This is a genomic window from Vibrio sp. AIC-3 (genome assembly GCF_013114515.1).
Classification (GTDB): Bacteria; Pseudomonadota; Gammaproteobacteria; order Enterobacterales; family Vibrionaceae; genus Vibrio; species Vibrio crassostreae_C.
Genome location: NZ_VTXG01000037.1, coordinates 20,564 through 39,220, shown reverse-complemented (window position 1 = coordinate 39,220; position 18,657 = coordinate 20,564). Strand labels below are relative to the sequence as shown.

General features: G+C 44.6%; 19 protein-coding genes and 1 pseudogene. 3 read left to right on the top strand and 17 right to left on the bottom strand.

Features of this window, described 5'->3' with window-relative positions; all coding sequences use genetic code 11:
* The 15 genes and pseudogenes from F0229_RS19580 to F0229_RS19510 form a co-directional block, all read right to left on the bottom strand.
* Nucleotides 1–164 (bottom strand): annotated as a pseudogene (locus F0229_RS19580) (flagellin B); the annotation flags it as partial.
* Between the two features lie 648 nt (nt 165–812).
* The gene (locus F0229_RS19575; protein WP_017069005.1) at nt 813–1,949 is read right to left on the bottom strand and encodes a flagellin; all 1,137 of its coding nucleotides are present in this window, start codon (nt 1,947–1,949) and stop codon (nt 813–815) included.
* Between the two features lie 418 nt (nt 1,950–2,367).
* On the bottom strand, nt 2,368–3,558 hold the full coding sequence (gene flgL / locus F0229_RS19570) for a flagellar hook-associated protein FlgL (protein WP_017064129.1): 1,191 nt from the start codon (nt 3,556–3,558) through the stop codon (nt 2,368–2,370).
* Between the two features lie 10 nt (nt 3,559–3,568).
* Nucleotides 3,569–5,449 carry a flagellar hook-associated protein FlgK gene (gene flgK, locus F0229_RS19565; protein WP_017067655.1) on the bottom strand — a complete coding sequence of 627 codons (1,881 nt, stop codon included), beginning with the start codon at nt 5,447–5,449 and terminating at the stop codon, nt 3,569–3,571.
* Nucleotides 5,450–5,669: 220 nt separating this feature from the next.
* Entirely contained in the window at nt 5,670–6,587 is a 918-nt protein-coding gene (gene flgJ, locus F0229_RS19560; RefSeq protein WP_171733499.1) for a flagellar assembly peptidoglycan hydrolase FlgJ, read from the bottom strand.
* A 13-nt stretch (nt 6,588–6,600) separates the two neighbouring features.
* Entirely contained in the window at nt 6,601–7,692 is a 1,092-nt protein-coding gene (locus F0229_RS19555; protein ID WP_171733498.1) for a flagellar basal body P-ring protein FlgI, read from the bottom strand.
* A 94-nt stretch (nt 7,693–7,786) separates the two neighbouring features.
* The gene (gene flgH, locus F0229_RS19550) at nt 7,787–8,563 is read right to left on the bottom strand and encodes a flagellar basal body L-ring protein FlgH (RefSeq protein WP_017071817.1); all 777 of its coding nucleotides are present in this window, start codon (nt 8,561–8,563) and stop codon (nt 7,787–7,789) included.
* Nucleotides 8,564–8,651: 88 nt separating this feature from the next.
* Nucleotides 8,652–9,440 carry a flagellar basal-body rod protein FlgG gene (flgG, locus tag F0229_RS19545; RefSeq protein WP_017062259.1) on the bottom strand — a complete coding sequence of 263 codons (789 nt, stop codon included), beginning with the start codon at nt 9,438–9,440 and terminating at the stop codon, nt 8,652–8,654.
* Nucleotides 9,441–9,461: 21 nt separating this feature from the next.
* A complete protein-coding gene (gene flgF, locus F0229_RS19540; RefSeq protein ID WP_017056855.1) occupies nt 9,462–10,211 on the bottom strand; it encodes a flagellar basal-body rod protein FlgF in 750 nt (249 codons plus the stop codon).
* Nucleotides 10,212–10,462: 251 nt separating this feature from the next.
* The gene (gene flgE, locus F0229_RS19535; RefSeq protein WP_017062260.1) at nt 10,463–11,767 is read right to left on the bottom strand and encodes a flagellar hook protein FlgE; all 1,305 of its coding nucleotides are present in this window, start codon (nt 11,765–11,767) and stop codon (nt 10,463–10,465) included.
* A 49-nt stretch (nt 11,768–11,816) separates the two neighbouring features.
* A complete protein-coding gene (flgD, locus tag F0229_RS19530; RefSeq protein WP_010439286.1) occupies nt 11,817–12,530 on the bottom strand; it encodes a flagellar hook assembly protein FlgD in 714 nt (237 codons plus the stop codon).
* 17 nt (nt 12,531–12,547) lie between these two features.
* Nucleotides 12,548–12,961, bottom strand: coding sequence for a flagellar basal body rod protein FlgC (flgC, locus tag F0229_RS19525; RefSeq protein ID WP_004736176.1), 414 nt, complete (start codon nt 12,959–12,961; stop codon nt 12,548–12,550).
* Nucleotides 12,962–12,965: 4 nt separating this feature from the next.
* Nucleotides 12,966–13,361, bottom strand: a complete 396-nt coding sequence (gene flgB, locus F0229_RS19520) for a flagellar basal body rod protein FlgB (RefSeq protein WP_004736175.1) — start codon at nt 13,359–13,361, stop codon at nt 12,966–12,968.
* A gap of 255 nt (nt 13,362–13,616) precedes the next feature.
* The gene (locus tag F0229_RS19515) at nt 13,617–14,444 is read right to left on the bottom strand and encodes a protein-glutamate O-methyltransferase (RefSeq protein ID WP_004736174.1); all 828 of its coding nucleotides are present in this window, start codon (nt 14,442–14,444) and stop codon (nt 13,617–13,619) included.
* Between the two features lie 11 nt (nt 14,445–14,455).
* Entirely contained in the window at nt 14,456–15,382 is a 927-nt protein-coding gene (locus F0229_RS19510; protein WP_017066180.1) for a chemotaxis protein CheV, read from the bottom strand.
* Nucleotides 15,383–15,459: 77 nt separating this feature from the next.
* Between F0229_RS19510 and flgA the strand changes: the two genes are divergently transcribed.
* From flgA to F0229_RS19495, 3 genes are all read left to right on the top strand, one after another.
* On the top strand, nt 15,460–16,206 hold the full coding sequence (flgA, locus tag F0229_RS19505; RefSeq protein WP_017062262.1) for a flagellar basal body P-ring formation chaperone FlgA: 747 nt from the start codon (nt 15,460–15,462) through the stop codon (nt 16,204–16,206).
* Nucleotides 16,207–16,384: 178 nt separating this feature from the next.
* Nucleotides 16,385–16,702, top strand: coding sequence for a flagellar biosynthesis anti-sigma factor FlgM (gene flgM, locus F0229_RS19500; RefSeq protein WP_017062263.1), 318 nt, complete (start codon nt 16,385–16,387; stop codon nt 16,700–16,702).
* Nucleotides 16,703–16,768: 66 nt separating this feature from the next.
* The gene (locus tag F0229_RS19495; protein ID WP_017062264.1) at nt 16,769–17,194 is read left to right on the top strand and encodes a flagella synthesis protein FlgN; all 426 of its coding nucleotides are present in this window, start codon (nt 16,769–16,771) and stop codon (nt 17,192–17,194) included.
* Between the two features lie 240 nt (nt 17,195–17,434).
* On the opposite strand, the gene flgP is transcribed toward F0229_RS19495, so the two are convergent.
* Nucleotides 17,435–17,866: a flagellar assembly lipoprotein FlgP gene (gene flgP, locus F0229_RS19490; RefSeq protein ID WP_016791311.1), complete on the bottom strand. Its 432-nt coding sequence runs from the start codon at nt 17,864–17,866 to the stop codon at nt 17,435–17,437.
* Nucleotides 17,867–17,875: 9 nt separating this feature from the next.
* A complete protein-coding gene (locus F0229_RS19485; protein ID WP_017064137.1) occupies nt 17,876–18,511 on the bottom strand; it encodes a FlgO family outer membrane protein in 636 nt (211 codons plus the stop codon).
* Nucleotides 18,512–18,657 lie beyond the last annotated feature (146 nt).

Genomic DNA, 18,657 nt, shown 5'->3' with positions numbered 1-18,657 from the left:
TTCAAACGGTTCGAGATTTGTAGACCCGCAGCGTCATCTTTTGCGCTGTTGATTTTTGAGCCAGAAGCTAGACGCTCCATTGATGTTTGTTGTGCGCTGTTTGCGTTGTTTAGGTAACGTTGCGCTGTCATCGCTGAAACGTTTGTATTTACATTCACTGCCATGGTGATTTCTCCAATTGATTTTCCGGTATAGCGGTTTCCGACGTCTCGGAAAACCAAGTAGTTCTCTCAAAGTTACTTTTAATAACGGCGCGAAAATCAGAAGCTTTAGAAAAACTTTCAAAAAACCACAAAAAAAATATTAATCTAATATTTATCAACAACTTAATTTTCATCATTTTCTAATACAGCGATAGATTTCAATTGGAAAAAGATCTTAATCTGTTCAGAAAGCGTACGAACCGCCGTCTAAATGGCTCAAGGTGGAGAAATGATCAATCGCCAAAGATCTCCGAGTTAGGCAGATCTTGTGTAATAGATGAGATTATTTATCGTGAAGAAGAACAGTCAAATAGAGATTTGAAAAAGGTAGAGCGAGAAAATTCGCAGGAAAGTAAATAGCAAAAACAAGAAATACAGAAAGGAAAAAGCCCCTTTTCCTTTGAGAGAACCGGGGCTAGTTGGCGCGTCAGAGCCTGTGTGGAGATCATCGAGAAATGAACACATTTCCGACTTGCCGTTGCATTCTTACTGCAAAAATGGATAGCAGGTGAGAGATGAGAGAGCTAAACATTCAATAGTAAGTATGCTTGCCAGTTTCCCTTGCTGCATGGCTCACGTCTGAACACGAGCAGCAAGTTCAACCAATAACTATTGCAATAATGACATTGCAGAGTTAGGCAACTGTTTCGCTTGAGCAAGTATCGAAGTACCTGCTTGTTGCAGAATTTGTGATTTGGTCATTTGCGTCGTCTCTTTCGCAAAGTCCGTATCTTTGATTCGGCTGTTTGAAGCGTCTACGTTCTCTTGTACGTTTGCCAAGTTATTAATACTGTGGCTTAGACGGTTCTGCTTTGCACCCAAATCAGCACGCTGTGAATCTACGTATTTCATTGCAGAATCAATCACGCTAATAGCATTCTGTGATCCTGCTACGCTCATCAAACTAATATCTTGAACCGATGTTGCGCGGCCTTCACTCTTAATACCTAGCTCAGACGCTAGACCACCAGAGATAGACATTGGGCCGTCAAGGTCAGGTTCAGCAACGAACAGTTGAATGCGACCATCATCAGTAACCGATGCGTTCACAAGATCAGACTGACCATTAATGTAAGTCGCAAGCTCTTCGATATCATCGCCCGCTTTGGTATTGATATCTAAAACGATGTCTTCACCCGCTTTGGTTTTGAATTCGAACTTAAGATCGCTCGCTGTTGGCGGCACTTCCCAGTTCTTATCTTTCGCGTTTTCTGAATCGAACGTAGTACCACCCATACGGTAGTCATCTGCACGGATACTTGTCAGAGCCATGATCATTGCTTCACCAGAGTTAGAACCGATCTGGAATGAAGCTTCACCGAATGAACCGTTCAGTAGACGACGACCACCAAACGATGTGGTTTCCGCAATACGGTTAAGCTCATCTTGAAGTGCCATTGACTCTTCGTTCAGTGCAGTACGCTCTGCCGGCGAGTTAGTGCCGTTTGATGATTGAATCGCTAGATCACGCATACGTTGTAGTACGTTAGTCGATTCGTTCATCGCGCCTTCTGCTGTTTGAGCAATCGAAATACCGTCGTTGGCATTACGCATTGCCACATCAAGACCACGAGACTGAGCGGTTAGACGGTTCGAGATTTGCAGACCTGCCGCATCATCTTTCGCGCTGTTGATCTTGTGACCAGATGACAAACGCTCCATAGAAGTCGCTAAGTCATTAGATGCTTTATTCAGGTAACGCTGTGCTGTCATAGCAGATACGTTAGTGCTTACATTGATAGCCATTTTGCTCTCCTTATGAGTTCGCAAAGTTTCTGCGAAGCGGCCAGCTTTACTCTCATATGGATAAGCACTGACCGTGTATTACTCGATAAACCCTATACAAGGTTTAAGATCTGTATTAATCATTTATAACCAACACAGATACAAGTTGTATGCCAAGTTTAATATCATATAAATAATTTTTTAATTATCTAAAAATCAGAAGCTTACAAACAACACTGCGCAATTATGATTTTCTACTATTAGAAGATGAAAAACATTCACCTTCCTTATTGCCGTTTTTTGCCGCTATTCTAGAAACATCATGCTTCGTACAAAAAAGCGGCAAACTGTGGCGTCATTCGCACATATGGCATAGCACATACGGCAAGGAATCAACGCCATGGTGATCGACAAGCCACCACTAAATACCGATTGATCATTAAATATAGTTAAACAAGGTCAGGTCTTTGGTTTTACCAAACGCTTGTTGAGAAGCTTGCAATGCTCGAGAGTTTTCATTGAACTCAATGATCGCTTTCGAGTAATCCAAGTCTTCAAAGTTGCTTTTCGCTTTGGCTAAAGACAACTTAAAATCTTCATGTTGCTGCTCTTGAATATCCAGCGTACTTAAACGCGCACCGACATCGGTTCTTGCCTTGGTCAAATGGATAAACGCAGCGTGGAACTCTTCAGTTACTTGGTGCAGTTTCGCTGTTGCTGATGCATCCGATACCGGGTTTTCAGCCTGCTCAGCAGCCTCTTTGAACGTATCAAAGATAGAGAAAGTCTCTCGTGGTTCTAAGGTGATCGAATCACCTTTAGTGATTTGGCCTTTGATTTGAATATTCAGCCCTTCATAAACAATGCCTGTCGAAGGATCAAAATCTTCTGCCGCAACCACTGCGCCGTCTTTTTCAAGCTGATAAGCGAAATTGCCCGTCTGCATGTCGACAAACGTCACTTTATAAGTAGACCCATCTTCATCGCTGTTGGTCGCACGCCCGAGCAATAACTCAGACGCAGGTTCAAGCTCGTACTGAGGTTCGTAGTCACCGAACGGGTTGTCTATTTCCATAAACATCTTGCTGCCCGGATCATTCATTGCCATTTCAAAGCTGCTTGCCACACGCATCTTGCGTTGGTAGTCATCACCTTGATATGTCACATTCCCTTCGTTATCTCGAAAGAAAGGCTGATTTTTCGGCTTAGTGCCTGCAAACGTGTAGTTACCCGACTCATCTTGAGAGTTGGCTAAATGCAGGAAGTTATTCGCCAGTTCTTGAATTTCACGCTTCTTAGCTAAACGGTCTTCCGGAGAAAGCGCACCGTTGATCATTTCCATCACGGTTCGTTTTGCTTCATCAGCAAAGCCTTCAGTGTTAGAAACCAATACTTCATGATGCTCAAGACGGTTTCTGACTAGAGTAATCGCATCGACATACTGTTTAAGCTGTTCTGACTGCTGACCAATGTTCTGTAAATAGTGCGTCGCTAATGGGTCATCACTTGGCGACTGTAACTTCTTACCCGAAGCAAGTTGTGCTTGGTTGTGATGCACCTTGTTCTCTTGACGGCGCAAGTCGTTTTGTACAGACTGATAATTATGGAAGCTAGAGATACGATTCAACATTTATACCTTCCTATCTCAGAGCCAAAATAGTGTTAAACGTATCGTTGGCTGCTTGCATGATACGTGAAGAAGCCATATACGCTTGCTGAAATTTCATCATGTTTGCCGCTTCTTCATCGAGGTTTACTCCCGAGATAGAAGCAATACGTTCTTGAGCCGACTGTTTTTCTAATGTCGCAATATCACTCAGGCGATTTGCCGTTGAAGACTTCAAGCCCGTATTAGTATTCAAGTTGTGGTAAAGGTCTAAAATCGTAGACTCACCATCATTCAACAGCTTTCCTGTTTGAAGATCTTGTAGCTTACGCAGGTTACCGTTGTCACCTTCTGATGGGACAAGGTTTGCCGTAAACTTATCATTTGCCACCGCACCGGGTGTGAGCTCAAACGTTGTACCGTTGATGGTCACTGGCCCTTGTGGCGGATACGGTTGCGGCTGCATTAAAATGTTGCCCTTCGGATCCGTCACAGCAAACTGCTCACCTTTTGGTGAGACAATCACTTCAAACTCACGCAGTTGACCTGCTTCTAGGATTTTAAATCCCGCTGTACCCTTGGCAAACGTGGTCGATGCCTCATAACTTTGCGCAGCAATGTCTTTCGGGTCTTTGGTTTCCATATGAATCTGCGCAGCAAAATTACGCGTTGGACGCAGTAACAGTTTCTCTCCTAGTTCAGGAGGGTTACGTACTTCCACTCGCATGCCATCAAGATAAAAAGCACTACCGCTAGAGTCGGTCGCCATCTTAACGGTCTCACCGTTCGGCTTAGTCACGACATAATCACTGCCATCGTATTTCAGTCCATACTCACCGCCTTTTAAGGCAGAAGTATCATCAATGTATACCGCAACATCGGCTTTCGATTGCCCGCTAGCCGTGACACGAGATTTTGCCACCAGCTCTGAGTTCACGTCGGTAAACAAGTCCTTACCTACGTTGCCGTTAAGATCCAAACCTTGTTCTTGAAGACTATTGACCTCATATGAAAACGCGGTCGCCAAACGACCAAGCTCATCCATGATTGCTGGGATATGTTCGTCACGCATGTCTAGCATGGCGCCGATTTTTCCGTCGATATCACTGCTGGTGATCGGTTTTAAAGACTTACCTTCAACAATCGCTAGGCGGCGCTGATGTGCATCGGGTAAGCCATCAACCATCTTCAGCTGACTCGCTTCACTACCAGAGACCAAGGTATGGCCATTACCAATATGGACATTAAACCCTTCGGCATTTGAGCGTGGTGTCACCGTAACTTTGGTGTAACCAGAAAGCTCATTAATCAACTTTTCATGCTGATCTCGTAGGTCATTATGAGGCCCAGGAGTTCGCATCATTAAACGCTGAACATCACGGATCTCGTACGCAAGTTGGTTAACTCGCTCGATACCCATATCTAATTTTTTATTCGTAGAATCAGACTGTTGACGAACTGTTTCATGAAATTCATTCAAGGTTTTAGTTACAAGCCCTGCTTTCTCTAACACGACCTTACGCGCACCCACATCATTTGGGGTATCGGCGAGAGTCTTAACGGAATCAAACCATTCGTTGAGGTTTTCTGGAATCTTCTTTGAAGCGACCGACGACAACATGCTCGACAGCATATCGAGGTTGGCTTCGGTATCGCCTTTGTTGGCGGCATTGGTTGTCGATAAGTTAAGTTCTTTGACGGCAAACTGATCCCAAGAGCGGCGAACATTTTCCACATGTACCCCCATACCGTAGGATTGCCCACCGTACTGGCGCGGGTCATTCACACCTTGAATCACAGACTGGCGGCTATAGCCCTCTGTGTTAGCGTTAGAAATGTTATGACCTGTGGTGTTGAGCTGTCTCTGAGCCGTAAGAACACTTTGTGCCCCTACATTCAGAAGATCCGACGCCATAATGCCCCCAAAAAACTTAACAAAACCAGAATGAACTGATTAACTACAACCGTATATTACCAAGATAAAAGCAATATATGTGCCAACACAAACAATAGGAAATTAAAAGACGATAATTTATTGAAGTGTAAGGAGATAACTATGGATTACGCGTAAGAACTGAAGGGGCGGAGAAGAAAAGAGCCTGCCAGTAGCAAGCTCTCTATGTTGATTTATGACGCTAGTTCATCTCATCAATCTTGGCTTTAACTCGTAAAACCTTGTCTGCATAGTTAGGGTCAGTTGCGTAACCAGCCTGATGAATACCTTTGATGAAATTCTCTGAATTGCCTTGATGCTGTAGCGCCGTTTCGTATCTTGGATTTTCGTTCAAGAACTTCACGTAATCATTAAAGCTATCTTCGAAATTAGAGTAAGAACGGAAGGAAGCTGACTCTTTAACGGCGGTTTTGCCATGGAACTCAAGAGTTTGAGTCGCGACCTTATCGCCCTTCCAACTTCTATCTGCTTTGATGTTAAATAAGTTATTGCTGTTGCCCAAAGAGTTCTTAACCATTTTAGAACCCCAACCCGTTTCAAGGGCAGCTTGTGCCAATAGAAGAGACGAGTCCACACCAAGCGCACTTGCCGCTTTTTCCGCGTAAGGCTTCATTGAGGTCACAAACGATTCTGGAGAATCAAGAGATACTGGCTGTTTTGCTGCTTGCGCAGGTTGAACGTCTGACGCTCGCTCTTCCGAACGGCCTGAATATTGCGGTCTTTGCAATGAAGCATCAAAGCCTTCACTGCGAACCTTCTCTTCAGACGTATCGCTTGCTTGGCCAGCGCTTAGTTGAGCCACGATCATATCTGCAAGACCTAACGAACCTGAAGCGCTTAACTCACTCGCCATTTGGTCATCTTGCATCTGACGATAGAACTGCTCGTTCTGGCTGTTCAACATATCCGACTTAAAGCTCGAGTTAGCATCGCGCATTGACTTAAACAACATCGAGGTGAAAATCGATTCAAACTGTTTTGCCGCCGCGGTTAATGCTTCTTTCTCGCTACCTTCTTCACCGTTTACCGCTTGTTGACGAAGGCGGTCTAGGCTACCGATGTCGTGAATAAAGCCGATGTCATTGTTATTTTTAATCATGCTTTACCCCTTCTTAGATAATGATCAATTGGCCTTCAATTGCACCCGCTTGTTTCAGTGCTTGAAGGATTGCCATTAAATCAGAAGGTGCAGCGCCCACTTCATTGACTGCGCGTACCAAATCGTCCAGCGTTAGGCCAGGTTCAAATTTGAACATCTTACCATCGCCTTCCGTGATTTCGATATCAGAATCAGGGACCACTACCGTTTGGCCACCAGAGAATGCATTCGGTTGGCTTACGTTTAGATTTTCTTTAATTGCAACCGTCATACCACCGTGGGTGACCGCCGCCGCTTTTAGGCGAACGTGCTTACCAACCACAATCGTACCTGTACGAGAGTTGACGATGATTTTTGCAGAGCCTTCAGCAGGGTCGAACTCGATGTTTTCGATAGCCGACAAGAATGCTACACGCTGGCTGATTTCACGCGGTGCACGAACTTTTACTGAAGTTGCGTCTACCGCTGAAGCCATTTGTGGGCCTAGGAAATTATTAACCGCATCAGCCATACGCTGAGCCGTTGTGAAATCTGATTGGATTAGGTTGAAGGTGATGTAGTCATCACGACCGAATGGCGTTGGGATCTCTTGTTCAACCGTCGCACCGCTAGAGATGATACCAACGTTAGGGTTGTTACCGACAATCTTAGAACCGTCGTTACCTTGTGCACTAAAGCCACTTACCACCAAGTTACCCTGCGCGACCGCATACACTTGACCGTCTAGACCTTTCAAGAAGGTCTGTAGCAAGGTACCACCACGAAGGCTTTTTGCTGAACCGATAGAAGAAACGGTTACGTCAACTTCTTGGCCTTGCTTAGAGAATGCTGGCAGTTCAGCAGTCACAATAACAGCCGCGACGTTTTTGGTTTTTGGCTTAGTGCCGGGCGGCAATTGGATGCCAAAATTTTGCAGCATTGCGTTAAATGTTTGATCGGTAAAGGGAGTTGTCTCACCAGTACCCGGCAAGCCCGTGACCAAACCATAACCGACAAGTTGGTTACTACGAACACCCGCCACTTTTGCCACGTCTTTGATTCGCGCAGCATGGGCACTGGTGGCAAGAAATAGCATGCCGAATAGTACGAGTGTCAGTTTTTTCATTGAGTAACCTGTCTGTATTGCTTTAATTTATAATAGCTTAGCTAAATGTGGCTCAGTGATAGAGGCTGTCAGTATGTCGTCGTCCTATCAAGCTCTACAGAGATACATTAAAGAATCGTGCCAAGAATCCAGGCTCTTGCATATCTTTCTGTACGCCAGTCCCTGAGTACTGAATTCGTGCGTTAGAAACACGGTTTGAAGCAATGGTATTTTCGAAGTCAATATCGTCTGGACGGATGGTACCGCTTAGGCGGATGTACTCATCGCCGGTGTTCAGTGTCATCCACTTCTCACCACGAACCACTAGGTTGCCATTAGCTAATACTTCGATGACTTCAACGGTAATGTAGCCGCTGATGCTGTTACTTTGGTTGGCTGACGCATCACCAGCAAAAGTATTGGTGTTACTCAGATCATAAGAGAAGTTGTACTTGTCGATCGTCAGATCTTGACCACCAACAGCCAGCGGCTCCATTGATGCATCATTCGACTTAGACATGTCTGCGTTGGCTTTTTTGGTCGCTCGAGTATTCTCATCTAGCGCTACAGTGATGATGTCACCAATACCACGAGGCTTTGAGTCGTCATACATGCTGCCAATGTGGTTCACATTAAACAGTGAGCCCGTTGCCGCTGCATAATGCTCTGGCTTCTGCTTGGGGTTGATTGGCGCCCATGCAGGGTCACCAGCAATTGGATCGGTTCGCCCACGAAGCGTGTCGATAATTCCTGAACTTTCTTCTGCCGACTTATCGCCTTCAACCGCATCAACCACTGTGGTCGCGTTCTCTTGTGCTGGCGTCTCAATTGGATCCAGTACTGTACAACCAGTCATCGAAGCTAACAGGGCTAAACAAAAAATACGTTTCATGGCGATATACTCTCAGCAGGCAGTGGTAAATGGGTCAATTAGCAAAAACAGATAGATTAATTAAAAAAGTAAACGGCGAATAAACCAATTACAGCTGTTGGTTAACAAAGCTCATCATCTTGTCTACTGACGAGATAACTTTCGAATTCATTTCGTATACACGCTGAGCTTCAATCATGTTTACCAGCTCTTCGGTTACGTTTACGTTCGATGTTTCTAGCATCGATTGGCGGATGTTACCCAGGCCATCAAAACCCGGTACACCCTCTTGTGGGTCGCCACTCGCGCCAGTTGGCAAATAAAGGTTTTGACCTACTGGCTCTAGACCACCTGGGTTTACAAAGTCAGTAATGGTAATTTGACCAACCACGACGTTGTTTTGCTCGCCACGTAGACGAACCGATACTTCACCGTCGTTACCAACCGTTACCGAGATCGCGTCTTCAGGAATCACAATTTCTGGTTGTAGAGGATAACCTTGGCCCGACGTTACGATCGCGCCTTCACCGTTCAGTGTGAACTGACCATTGCGGCTGTAACCTGTTTCACCGTCTGGCATTTCAACTTGGAAGAAACCGTCGCCTTCAATCATCATGTCTAGGCTGTTAGATGTCGTTTGTGCGTTACCGTGAGTGTGCACTTTTTGAGTCGCGACGACCTTAGAACCGGCACCCAGCATCAAACCACTTGGCAGCTCAGTATTCTGAGACGATTGACCACCCGGTTGATTAATATTCTGGTAGAACAGATCTTCAAATACCGCGCGGCTCTTTTTAAAACCAATGGTTGAGGCGTTGGCAAGGTTATTCGAAATCGTTGAGATATTGGTTTGTTGGGCGTCTAAACCCGTTTTACTTACCCATAATGCTGGATGCATAGCAATGTCCTTTAAATTCTATTAGCTCATACGAAGCAGTGAATCAGACGACTTGTCCATTTCCTCTGCTGTGCTCATCATTTTGACCTGCATTTCAAACTGACGTTGTAAGTCAATTAGGCTGGTCATTTCACCTACGGCATTTACGTTACTGCCTTCGATAGCACCTTTTAGCAACGTTACCGCTGCATCTGCTTCGTATGCCTGATCTGGGTTTTTCGAACGGAATAGACCATTCGTGTCTTTAAACAAACTTTGGTTGTCTGGACGTACAAGCTTAATACGATCAACCACGGCCAATTCTTCAGCTGGAGCGCCTTGAGGAATCACCGAAATCGTACCGTCTGTACCAATTTCTACTTTGCTGATTGGGATTGGCAGCGTGATTGGTGCATCGTTTTCACCAAGCACTAAGTGACCGCTTGCGTTGGTTAGTAAACCGTTTTGGTCAACCCTTAGGTTACCGTTACGTGTTAAACCTTCACGGCCAGTATTGTCCATCACTGAAATCCAACCATCACCTTGAATGGTAACGTCTAGATCTCGGCCAGTAGTAACCACACTACCCTGAGCGAAATTATGACCCGGACGCTCTGTCATGCTGAAAACACGAGTAGGCATGCCTTCGCCATACGCTTGCATTGAACGTGCCTGTGCTAAATCAGCACGGAAACCCGTTGTACTTACGTTGGCAAGGTTGTTTGCACGTAGCTGCAAAGCTTGCATATTTTGCTTAGCGCCACTCATGGCAAGAAACAGTGCGCGATCCATAATTTTGCTCCAAAAATCATCTTCTGGGGCTAATAAAGCAAACACTGTGCCAATATTTTTAACTGTTATTTATCAATAATTTAAATAGAAAACGAACAAGAAGGGTGATCATCAAAGGATCATTGAGGAAGAATTGTTGCCAGTGGCATTACCGGGCGGCAATAGGGGCGGCAAATAAAAAGACAAACAACAATACCCAATTCAATAACATTGAATTGGGTATTCGCAGATGATTCAAACGCTTTAAACGATTAACGAATCTGAAGAATATTCTGTTGTAGCTGGTTGTGTACTTCTAGAGAACGCGAGTTCGCCTGGAAGTTACGTTGAGCAGAAATCAAATCAACCAGTTCTTGAGTCATATCGATGTTCGACTGCTCTAGCGAGCCGTTGTTGATGCTACCAAATGAACCTTTGTTCGATTCACCCCAGATCTTGTCACCAGAGTCGTTGGTAGAATCCCATTGAGTACCGCCTTTCTTATCCAGACCTTGCTCATTTGGTACACGAACCAAGCCTACACGGCCAAGCATCACGTTTTCACCATTTGAATAAGTACCTAGAACACTGCCGTACTCATCGAAATCGATTTTTGTTAAGAAACCTGTTGTCGCGCCATCTTCATCAAACTTAGTCAATTCAAACGGAGCGGCAAACTGAGTTGAAGAATCTAAACCAAACTTAAGCACTTGAGTTGGATCAGCACCGTTCAAGTCAATAGGGTTCGCACCAGCACCCAGTGGTTCCGAGTTAATCGGCTGACCATTGTTTAGGCTTGCTAACGTACCGTCATTGTTGAACTTCATTGTGTGACCAACATGACCTTGTGCATTCGTCGCATCACCACCAGTAATGTTGACCGGCTTTTCACCGTTCTCATCTGACATGGTGTAGTACGTTTGCCAAGTGTTTGGTTGAGTCTGATCTTTGAGGTAGTAAGTCGTTAACTTGTAAGACTGACCCATAGAATCGTATACCGTCGAAGACGTTGCACGGTTATAAGTATCAGCATCTTTGAAGTTAAATGCAGCCGGGTCTTTAAGATCACCGTTTGCAGGAAGGTTAACCCCTACTTCAATGTTTTCTGTCTGTTTTGGTTTACCAAACTCAGCAGGAATGTCGAGAGGCTTTGGCGCATAAGAAAGAACTTCCCCCGAGTTTGGATCAACATCGTAACCTAAAAGAAACTCATCATTAGCGGTAACCATGTAGTTGTCTTTGTTTAGGTGAAATGCACCATTACGCGTTAATTCGTTAATCTCTGGCACCATGCGGTCTTTCGATACTGCAAAGAAACCTGTACCACTTACACGTAAGTCCATTGGGTTGTTCGTATAAATACTTGAACCTTCGTGGAACTGTTGCGCCACTTGGCTAGCTTGCGCACCGCCACCTGCCGTCGTTTTTGCGTTAGTGAACAACGAGCTTGAGTAAACATCACCAAACTCGGCACGAGACTCTTTAAAGCCAAATGTGTTCGCGTTCGCAATGTTGTTACTGGTTGTATTCAGGTCTAATTGTGCAGCGGATAGGCCGCTTAAAGCTACATATGACATTCCATTATTCTCCTAATCTATCTAGCTAGCATAGTCACTCAATAAAGAGCTACGCTTTACCAACTTCTAGTACTTCAGCAAGTCGTACTGGCGATGTGAAACCAGCCAGATTGAGTAGTACGTTGCCATCGCCCTTACCAAGAAGCACACTGTTCACGTTCGCATAACTGGAAACTTGGAACTCTGTGTTCTCGCCATCCAGCAAACCCGACGCTTTCACGTTGTATTTACCGGCCGGCAATGGGTTACCGTCTTCGTCTTTTCCGTCCCATTCAACACGTGTATCACCAGATGGTTTAGAGCCGATATCAAATGTGCGAACCAATTGGCCAACTTCGTTCTCAACACGGACCATTACATTGTCCATTGCCTGAGGAAGCTTAACCATTGCCGCCATACCGCCATCACCGGGTTTTACACCTGCCGCACCAGGAACCAATACATCACGCCCAACTAAAGAGGAGGCCTGAAGAGCTTGGTTAGAGGTCATTGATGAATTCAAGCTTTCAAACTGTGTATTCATTTTGCCAATGCCATCTACGGTCGCAAATGAAGCCATTTGCGCAATCATCTGGTCATTGCTAACCGGCTTGAAAGGGTCTTGTTGTGCTAGTTGCTTAGTCAACAAAGATAAGAAGTCTTCTTGTTTAAGATCCTGCTTACCTGTTGTTTCGTCGGGCTTTTTAGCGCCATCTTGAAGACTCTTCAGCTGGTCAACATAGGACAAGCCGCTTTGACCAACATTGTTGTTGATTCCAGCCATGTGCTACCTCCTTATCCTTATTGACCCATCTGCAGCGTACGCAGCAGCATTTGTTTACTCGAGTCAGCAACCTGTACGTTTGTTTGGTACGCACGTGATGCCGAAATCATGTTTGCCATTTCTTCCATAACGTTGACATTAGGCTTGTAGATATAGCCTTCGTTGTTCGCTAATGGGTGATCCGGGTTGTACTCCGCGCTTAGCGGCTTATCGCTTTCCACAATACCTAATACTTTCACAGGCACAGTGTGACCACTGTTGCGTGCTTTATTTAACTCAGCGCCGAACACTGCGTGACGAGCCTTGTAAGTTTCTTCAGCAGAACTACTTACACTGTCCGCGTTCGCAAGGTTGCTCGAGGTCGTATTTAGACGAACAGATTCAGCACTCATCGCAGAACCAGTCACATTGAATACATTGAATAAACTCATCTAATTATTCCCCTTTAATCGCTTTAGTTAAATTCTTGAACTTACTTCCTAAGAAGTCGAGAGAGGCTTGATGCCTAATTTGGTTTTGCATGAAAAGGTTTCTTTCCAAATCCAAATCAACCGTGTTGCCATCTCCTGTATCAGGTTGGGTAGGAATGCGATACTTCGTTTCCCCGTTCACCGTTGTTGAGGCAGAAATGTGCCGACCATCTGTACGGCTAAGACCAATGCTTGCCCCAGAACTTGCCGCTTGCAGTGATTTCTTAAAGTCTAATCCCTTTGCTTTATACCCAGGCGTGTTTGCTTGCGCGATATTGGTGGAAAGCACCTCAGCGTTACGCTCACGTACACCAACTGTGTGCTGGTGAATGCCCAAAGCATTGTCAAAAGAAATAGCCATGTAAACCTCAACTCAAGAACTGACTGTTATGAAATAACCAAAGCAATATATATACCAACTTTTGAAACAAGGCGGTCTATCAATGCTTTTACAGGTTACTCGTGGGTAAACTTGCAATAAACAAGCCAAAAAATAGAGTAAATTGGAATGTCACTCTGACTTAAAGATATAGCTTAAGCAGGAAAAAGAAAACCCAGCACTTGGCTGGGTTTTAAATTTAGACGGTAACCTTACACCTAATATCGGTGCCGCTCGTTACTTTAATTTGTAGATGATGCCTGGATTACAGCGAACCATTTCAAAACGATCGGTTAAGCCTGTTAACGATTCAGACGCGCCCAATAGTAAGTACCCACCAGGGTTCAGGCTATTTGCCATCTGGTTAAGTACCTTTGACTTCATATCAGGCGAGAAGTAAATCAGCACGTTACGACAGAAAATAATGTCGAACTTGCCTAACAATGCATAGCTGTCCATCAGGTTCTGAGGGCGAAAGTTCACCATGCGCTTGACGTTATCTTTCACTTTCATACGGCCATCGCCCGCATCTTCAAAGAAAGTACGACGGCGCTCTGGAGAAAGTCCACGTCCCAATGCAAGGTTGTCGTAAGCGCCAGTGCGGCACATATCCAACATACTTGCTGAGATGTCAGTTGCGGTAATCGATACATTTGGCAGCATACCTGGCTTACGAGCTTGAGTTTCAAGAATCGTCATTGCCATTGAGTATGCTTCTTGGCCTGAAGAGCTTGCCGCAGACCAAATCTTAATAGGACGTTTATTTGCCGCTATTTCCGGTAGAAGCTTATCCGCAAGCACAGCAAACGGGTAAGTATCACGGAACCAAAGTGTCTCGTTCGTCGTCATGGCATCGACAGCAGCCACACGCAGCTCACGGTTTCGACCTGTTACTACATCTCTCAACAAATCAGACAAAGAAGCTAACTTAAACTTCGTTACTAATGGGCTTAGACGACTGCGCACTAAATACTGCTTGCTGTCACCTAATACAATGCCACATTGAGATTCTAAGAAACGGCTGAAATCGCGATACTCTTGATCACTTATTGTTATAGCAGTCATTAATGTCTCTTTTAGTTAGTTAACGCAGCTTTTACCGCTGCACCAAGCTCATCAGGGTTGAATTTCGCGATGAAGGAGTTAGCCCCAACACGCTCAACCATGGCTTGGTTAAATACACCACTCAACGATGAGTGTAAAATTACGTATAAATCTTTAAGTTCGGCGTGACGACGAATCTCAGCAGTCAGCGTGTATCCATCCATTTCTGGCATTTCGATATCAGAAATCACCAATGAAATCTGATCGTAAATACTGCCTTCTGATGACATCTGTATCAGCTTCTCGTAGGCTTCTTTACCATCCTTCACCGAGATAACTTCAAAACCAATCGACTCAATAGCACGTTGAACCTGCTTACGAGCAACGGTCGAGTCATCAGCAATCAAGATGCGGCGAACCAGTTCTTTCTCTTGTTCTACTTTCGCAATATCTTCAGCAATCTTGCTGTCCATTGTTTCATCAACAGGAGAAATTTCTGCAAGGATCTTCTCAACATCAAGAATTTCTACCAATTCATTATCAATGTTGGTTACCGCTGTCAGGTAGTTAGCTCTACCTGCGCCATCTGGCGGCGGAAGAATCGATTCCCAGTGCATGTTAATAATGCGCTCAACTGAACTTACCAAGAAACCTTGAATGGTTCGGTTAAACTCAGAGATAACCACAAAACACTTTTCAATATCCGTTGTAGGACGGCCACCAATCGCTAAGCTCAAGTCGATCACAGAGATCGTTTGGCCACGAATGTGTGCTACACCTTTAACCAGTGGGTTCAAGTTTGGCATCTTTGTCAGCTTAGGGCATTGCAGCACTTCTTTTACTTTAAAGACATTAATGCCGTAACGCTGACGCCCCATTAGGCGAAAGGTTAGTAATTCTAATCGGTTTTGACCGACGAGTTGCGTACGCTGATTCACCGAATCAAGAATACCCGTCATGAGCTCATCTCCATATCAAACTTTTTTGTATAAAAAGTGTTAGTCTACTGCAGGCTACGAACCACCAGAGAAACGGAATGACGTATTATAAAACAAATTTGCCACCTCTTTCCATAGCAATGTGTAGAGCTACTTTTAAAACTGTCGCTAAGTTTATCGGCATTTTATCAATATTGTTTAGTTTTTTTGTACAAGCTGCGACCCCAGAACAAATTGAGATGATTCAGTCTGCAGCGGAGCAACATATCCTTGATACAGTTGAGCAGCCACAAGGTGGCGAACTCTTTGTTAATTCAGCAAATGTTGACTCAAGAATCAAAGCGACAGACTGCCCAGTGCCTTTAGAGACCAGCGCTTCAACAACCACCAATACCCGCAGCAGTATTACGGTTTTAGTGCAATGTGTTCCTGATGAGTGGCGAGTTTATGTACCGGTGCGCCTTTCGATGTCGGTGCCTCTTGTCACCACCACTCGTTCACTCGCGAGAGGCGAAATCGTCGGTCAATACGATGTCACCACCGCTATGATTTCTCTTAACAAGTTTCGTCGCCAAGGTTTCACAGCCCCACAACAAGTCATCGGCGCTAAGGTAAAAAAGAACCTAAGACCGGGCGATGTTGTAGAAAGAGGTGATATCTGTGTCGTCTGCCGAAACGAGAAGGTTATCATACAGGCAGTAAAAGGTGGCATGACCATTACCACCAAAGGGACTGCGCTTACCGATGGCTCTATGGGTGATCAAGTAAGAGTGAAAAATGACAAATCACAGCGTATAATTGAAGGAATTGTTACCAGCATGTCTGAAGTCACAGTTTACTTTTAACTCTTTACTTCTAAATTGACGGTATCGTTAGCGATTTCACCCTCAACTCTAACGCCAAATATAACGGCTGCGGTGTTTTGTCCCTTTTCGACTATTGAGCTAAAAATTGCTAAAGTATTCGAACCCTTGGTCGATATTGACTGTACAGGTTCCCATTTTTGAAGAAAAAGGCTTAACTATGGCAGGCATTGATAATATTCGTTCAGGGCAAACCCTAACGACCACTAACCGATCAGCAGTACGCTCTGATTCTAGTTCTGAGGCATCACGCTCTGATGTATCAACTAAATCACCAGCAAGCAAAGATGCGGTTTCACTGAGCCAACAAGGCAAAGCGATTGGTCAGCTCCACCAAGATATGGCAGCACAACCAAGCTTTGATTCTGTGAAAGTAGCAGCGATCAAAGAAGCGATTGCGAACGGTTCATACACTGTTGATCCAGAAAAACTGGCAGACAACATGATCAAGTTCGAAGATGAATTAAAAGGTCTTTAAGCCAACACTCACTTTTGATTGAAGTGATTGTCTTAAAGCATACGAGGTTATGAATAGGTTTACGTTATGGCGGCACTAGCAGATTTAGTTAATTTTCAACTTCAAAATGCCAAAGCCTTATCTGAATTATTAAGTTCAGAGAAAACCGCTATTACGAGCCGACAATCAAACGATATTGAGCGAATCGCCAAAGAAAAAGTAGTCCTTGTTGAACAATTAAGATCAACCGATCAGCGAATCGCGACCCATACCAATATCTCAGAACTGACCGAGAATCCTGAACTTGCTCAGTTAGTCACAAAGATCCAGTCGATAGTGCACGATTGCCAGCAAGCGAACCTTGTTAATGGCGAAGCCTTGAATCGAGCACACCTTAGCTTCAAAAAACTCAGCAATATGATGCAGCAAAGCCACGGTAAAATTGGCATGACCTACAATGCCGGTGGTCAAACGCATACTATTTCCACGCTGGGAACCAACGTAAAAGCCTAGTTAAGCTACCTCTTCAACAACACTCCTACTTAAGTCTGTATCTCAGGCTATTTCTGTCGTTGTTCTTTATCAAAATTTCTAATCAGCCTTTGAACACCCTGACAAAATCGATAAACAAAAAAGCGGCAAGTATTTTCATACTTGCCGCTTTTACATCCATATTAGTTATTGGTTGCCGATATGCCATCTGGAAAGCGAGTAGCAACCAATATCACTGAATATTCAATTCGAACACCGAAATTAGAACAGTGTTTGTTGTCTCTTCTCAGGTACTGCCTGAACTTCACCGTAGTTACGTAGCTGATCCATCTTGCGAATATCCAACTGAAGCTCTGTTACGTAGCTATCACCCACAGGGTAACTGCGCACCACTTCTGCGCCACGGATAACACCATCAACCGCACCTGACGTACGCTCTGTACCAAGCCGTTGATCTTCAAGTTCTGCTCGACCGCTTACTCGCATGCCGTAAACCTGTTCAGCAAGCTCACGATAAGCATCGATCTTAGAGGCTCTCATCGCGCGGATACGTCTCTCTTCGTCGTTACGACCTTTCTGCTCACTGATACTCGCATAGCCAACAGCCACTAAGAAATCATCAGGTCTCATGCTCTGCAATGGCTGACAGCCAACAAGCAATAAAGCGGCAACAACAAACATTAACTTCTTCATCTCGAACTCCTAAGGGCGAAGAATAACAGTATAAGGCTGACTGATCGTTGGATCGGAACGAATGATCACGCCATCTTGAGTTCGAATACTGTTGAGAGTATCTAGGTCACGGCCAATACGGTCTGCAGGTAAGAAGCCTTGTGCCGTCGCCACTACAATTCGAGTTTGCATGCCAACAACGCGAGCATTTACTAGTACACCGCCTTCTTGGCGAAGCATGGTGCCTGTCAGTACATACTGTACGTCTTGCTCTTGAGCTAAGTCTTTCCAATCGCGGCTCAACGCAAAGTCACCTTGATGAGTCACTTGAATAGAACCTGTTGTTTTGAAATCAACCACCTTGAAGCCACGACGCTGAAACTGATGAATGAAACCTTCTGATACCGAGTTTCCTAGCCAGTTCGTTGTGTCCATGTGTTGCAGGTCAACAAACGACGTAATCGCTATCGGAGTTCTTGCTGAGATACTCGTATTCGAAATGATCAGATCTTCGGTCATACTTTCCACGAAGAAATCCATGGTATGACGAGGGCTATCCATCAACATAAACTGACTGCCTGAATATTCAGACTTGCCGTTATAGATTGGCGAATAAGCGCATGAGGTCAACAACATGACACTCATTACTACGAGCCATTTTTTCATTCTCTTATCTCCAGATAGGTTTAGTGCTCCCTGTTCCAATATGTTCTCACCATTATTCTTTTCAATGGATTACAATGTTGGAACAGTCTTTGCTTTTCATTAATGGTTCAGATTAAGAAAAACGCACTTAAGTCAGCTTCAAGCTT

Excerpts from the sequence above, each read along its gene's own strand:
- F0229_RS19575 (WP_017069005.1), bottom strand. The coding sequence starts at position 1,949 with ATGGCTATCAATGTAAGCACTAACGTATCTGCTATGACAGCACAGCGT.
- flgP (WP_016791311.1), bottom strand. The coding sequence starts at position 17,866 with ATGAAGAAGTTAATGTTTGTTGTTGCCGCTTTATTGCTTGTTGGCTGT.
- flgB (WP_004736175.1), bottom strand. The coding sequence starts at position 13,361 with ATGGCTATTTCTTTTGACAATGCTTTGGGCATTCACCAGCACACAGTT.
- F0229_RS19485 (WP_017064137.1), bottom strand. The coding sequence starts at position 18,511 with ATGAAAAAATGGCTCGTAGTAATGAGTGTCATGTTGTTGACCTCATGC.
- F0229_RS19555 (WP_171733498.1), bottom strand. The coding sequence starts at position 7,692 with ATGAAAAAACTGACACTCGTACTATTCGGCATGCTATTTCTTGCCACC.
- F0229_RS19510 (WP_017066180.1), bottom strand. The coding sequence starts at position 15,382 with ATGACGGGTATTCTTGATTCGGTGAATCAGCGTACGCAACTCGTCGGT.
- flgL (WP_017064129.1), bottom strand. The coding sequence starts at position 3,558 with ATGTTGAATCGTATCTCTAGCTTCCATAATTATCAGTCTGTACAAAAC.
- flgH (WP_017071817.1), bottom strand. The coding sequence starts at position 8,563 with ATGAAACGTATTTTTTGTTTAGCCCTGTTAGCTTCGATGACTGGTTGT.
- flgM (WP_017062263.1), top strand. The coding sequence starts at position 16,385 with ATGGCAGGCATTGATAATATTCGTTCAGGGCAAACCCTAACGACCACT.
- F0229_RS19495 (WP_017062264.1), top strand. The coding sequence starts at position 16,769 with ATGGCGGCACTAGCAGATTTAGTTAATTTTCAACTTCAAAATGCCAAA.
- flgC (WP_004736176.1), bottom strand. The coding sequence starts at position 12,961 with ATGAGTTTATTCAATGTATTCAATGTGACTGGTTCTGCGATGAGTGCT.
- flgF (WP_017056855.1), bottom strand. The coding sequence starts at position 10,211 with ATGGATCGCGCACTGTTTCTTGCCATGAGTGGCGCTAAGCAAAATATG.
- flgD (WP_010439286.1), bottom strand. The coding sequence starts at position 12,530 with ATGGCTGGAATCAACAACAATGTTGGTCAAAGCGGCTTGTCCTATGTT.
- flgG (WP_017062259.1), bottom strand. The coding sequence starts at position 9,440 with ATGCATCCAGCATTATGGGTAAGTAAAACGGGTTTAGACGCCCAACAA.
- flgK (WP_017067655.1), bottom strand. The coding sequence starts at position 5,449 with ATGGCGTCGGATCTTCTGAATGTAGGGGCACAAAGTGTTCTTACGGCT.
- flgE (WP_017062260.1), bottom strand. The coding sequence starts at position 11,767 with ATGTCATATGTAGCTTTAAGCGGCCTATCCGCTGCACAATTAGACCTG.
- flgA (WP_017062262.1), top strand. The coding sequence starts at position 15,460 with ATGACGTATTATAAAACAAATTTGCCACCTCTTTCCATAGCAATGTGT.
- F0229_RS19515 (WP_004736174.1), bottom strand. The coding sequence starts at position 14,444 with ATGACTGCTATAACAATAAGTGATCAAGAGTATCGCGATTTCAGCCGT.
- flgJ (WP_171733499.1), bottom strand. The coding sequence starts at position 6,587 with ATGATTAAAAATAACAATGACATCGGCTTTATTCACGACATCGGTAGC.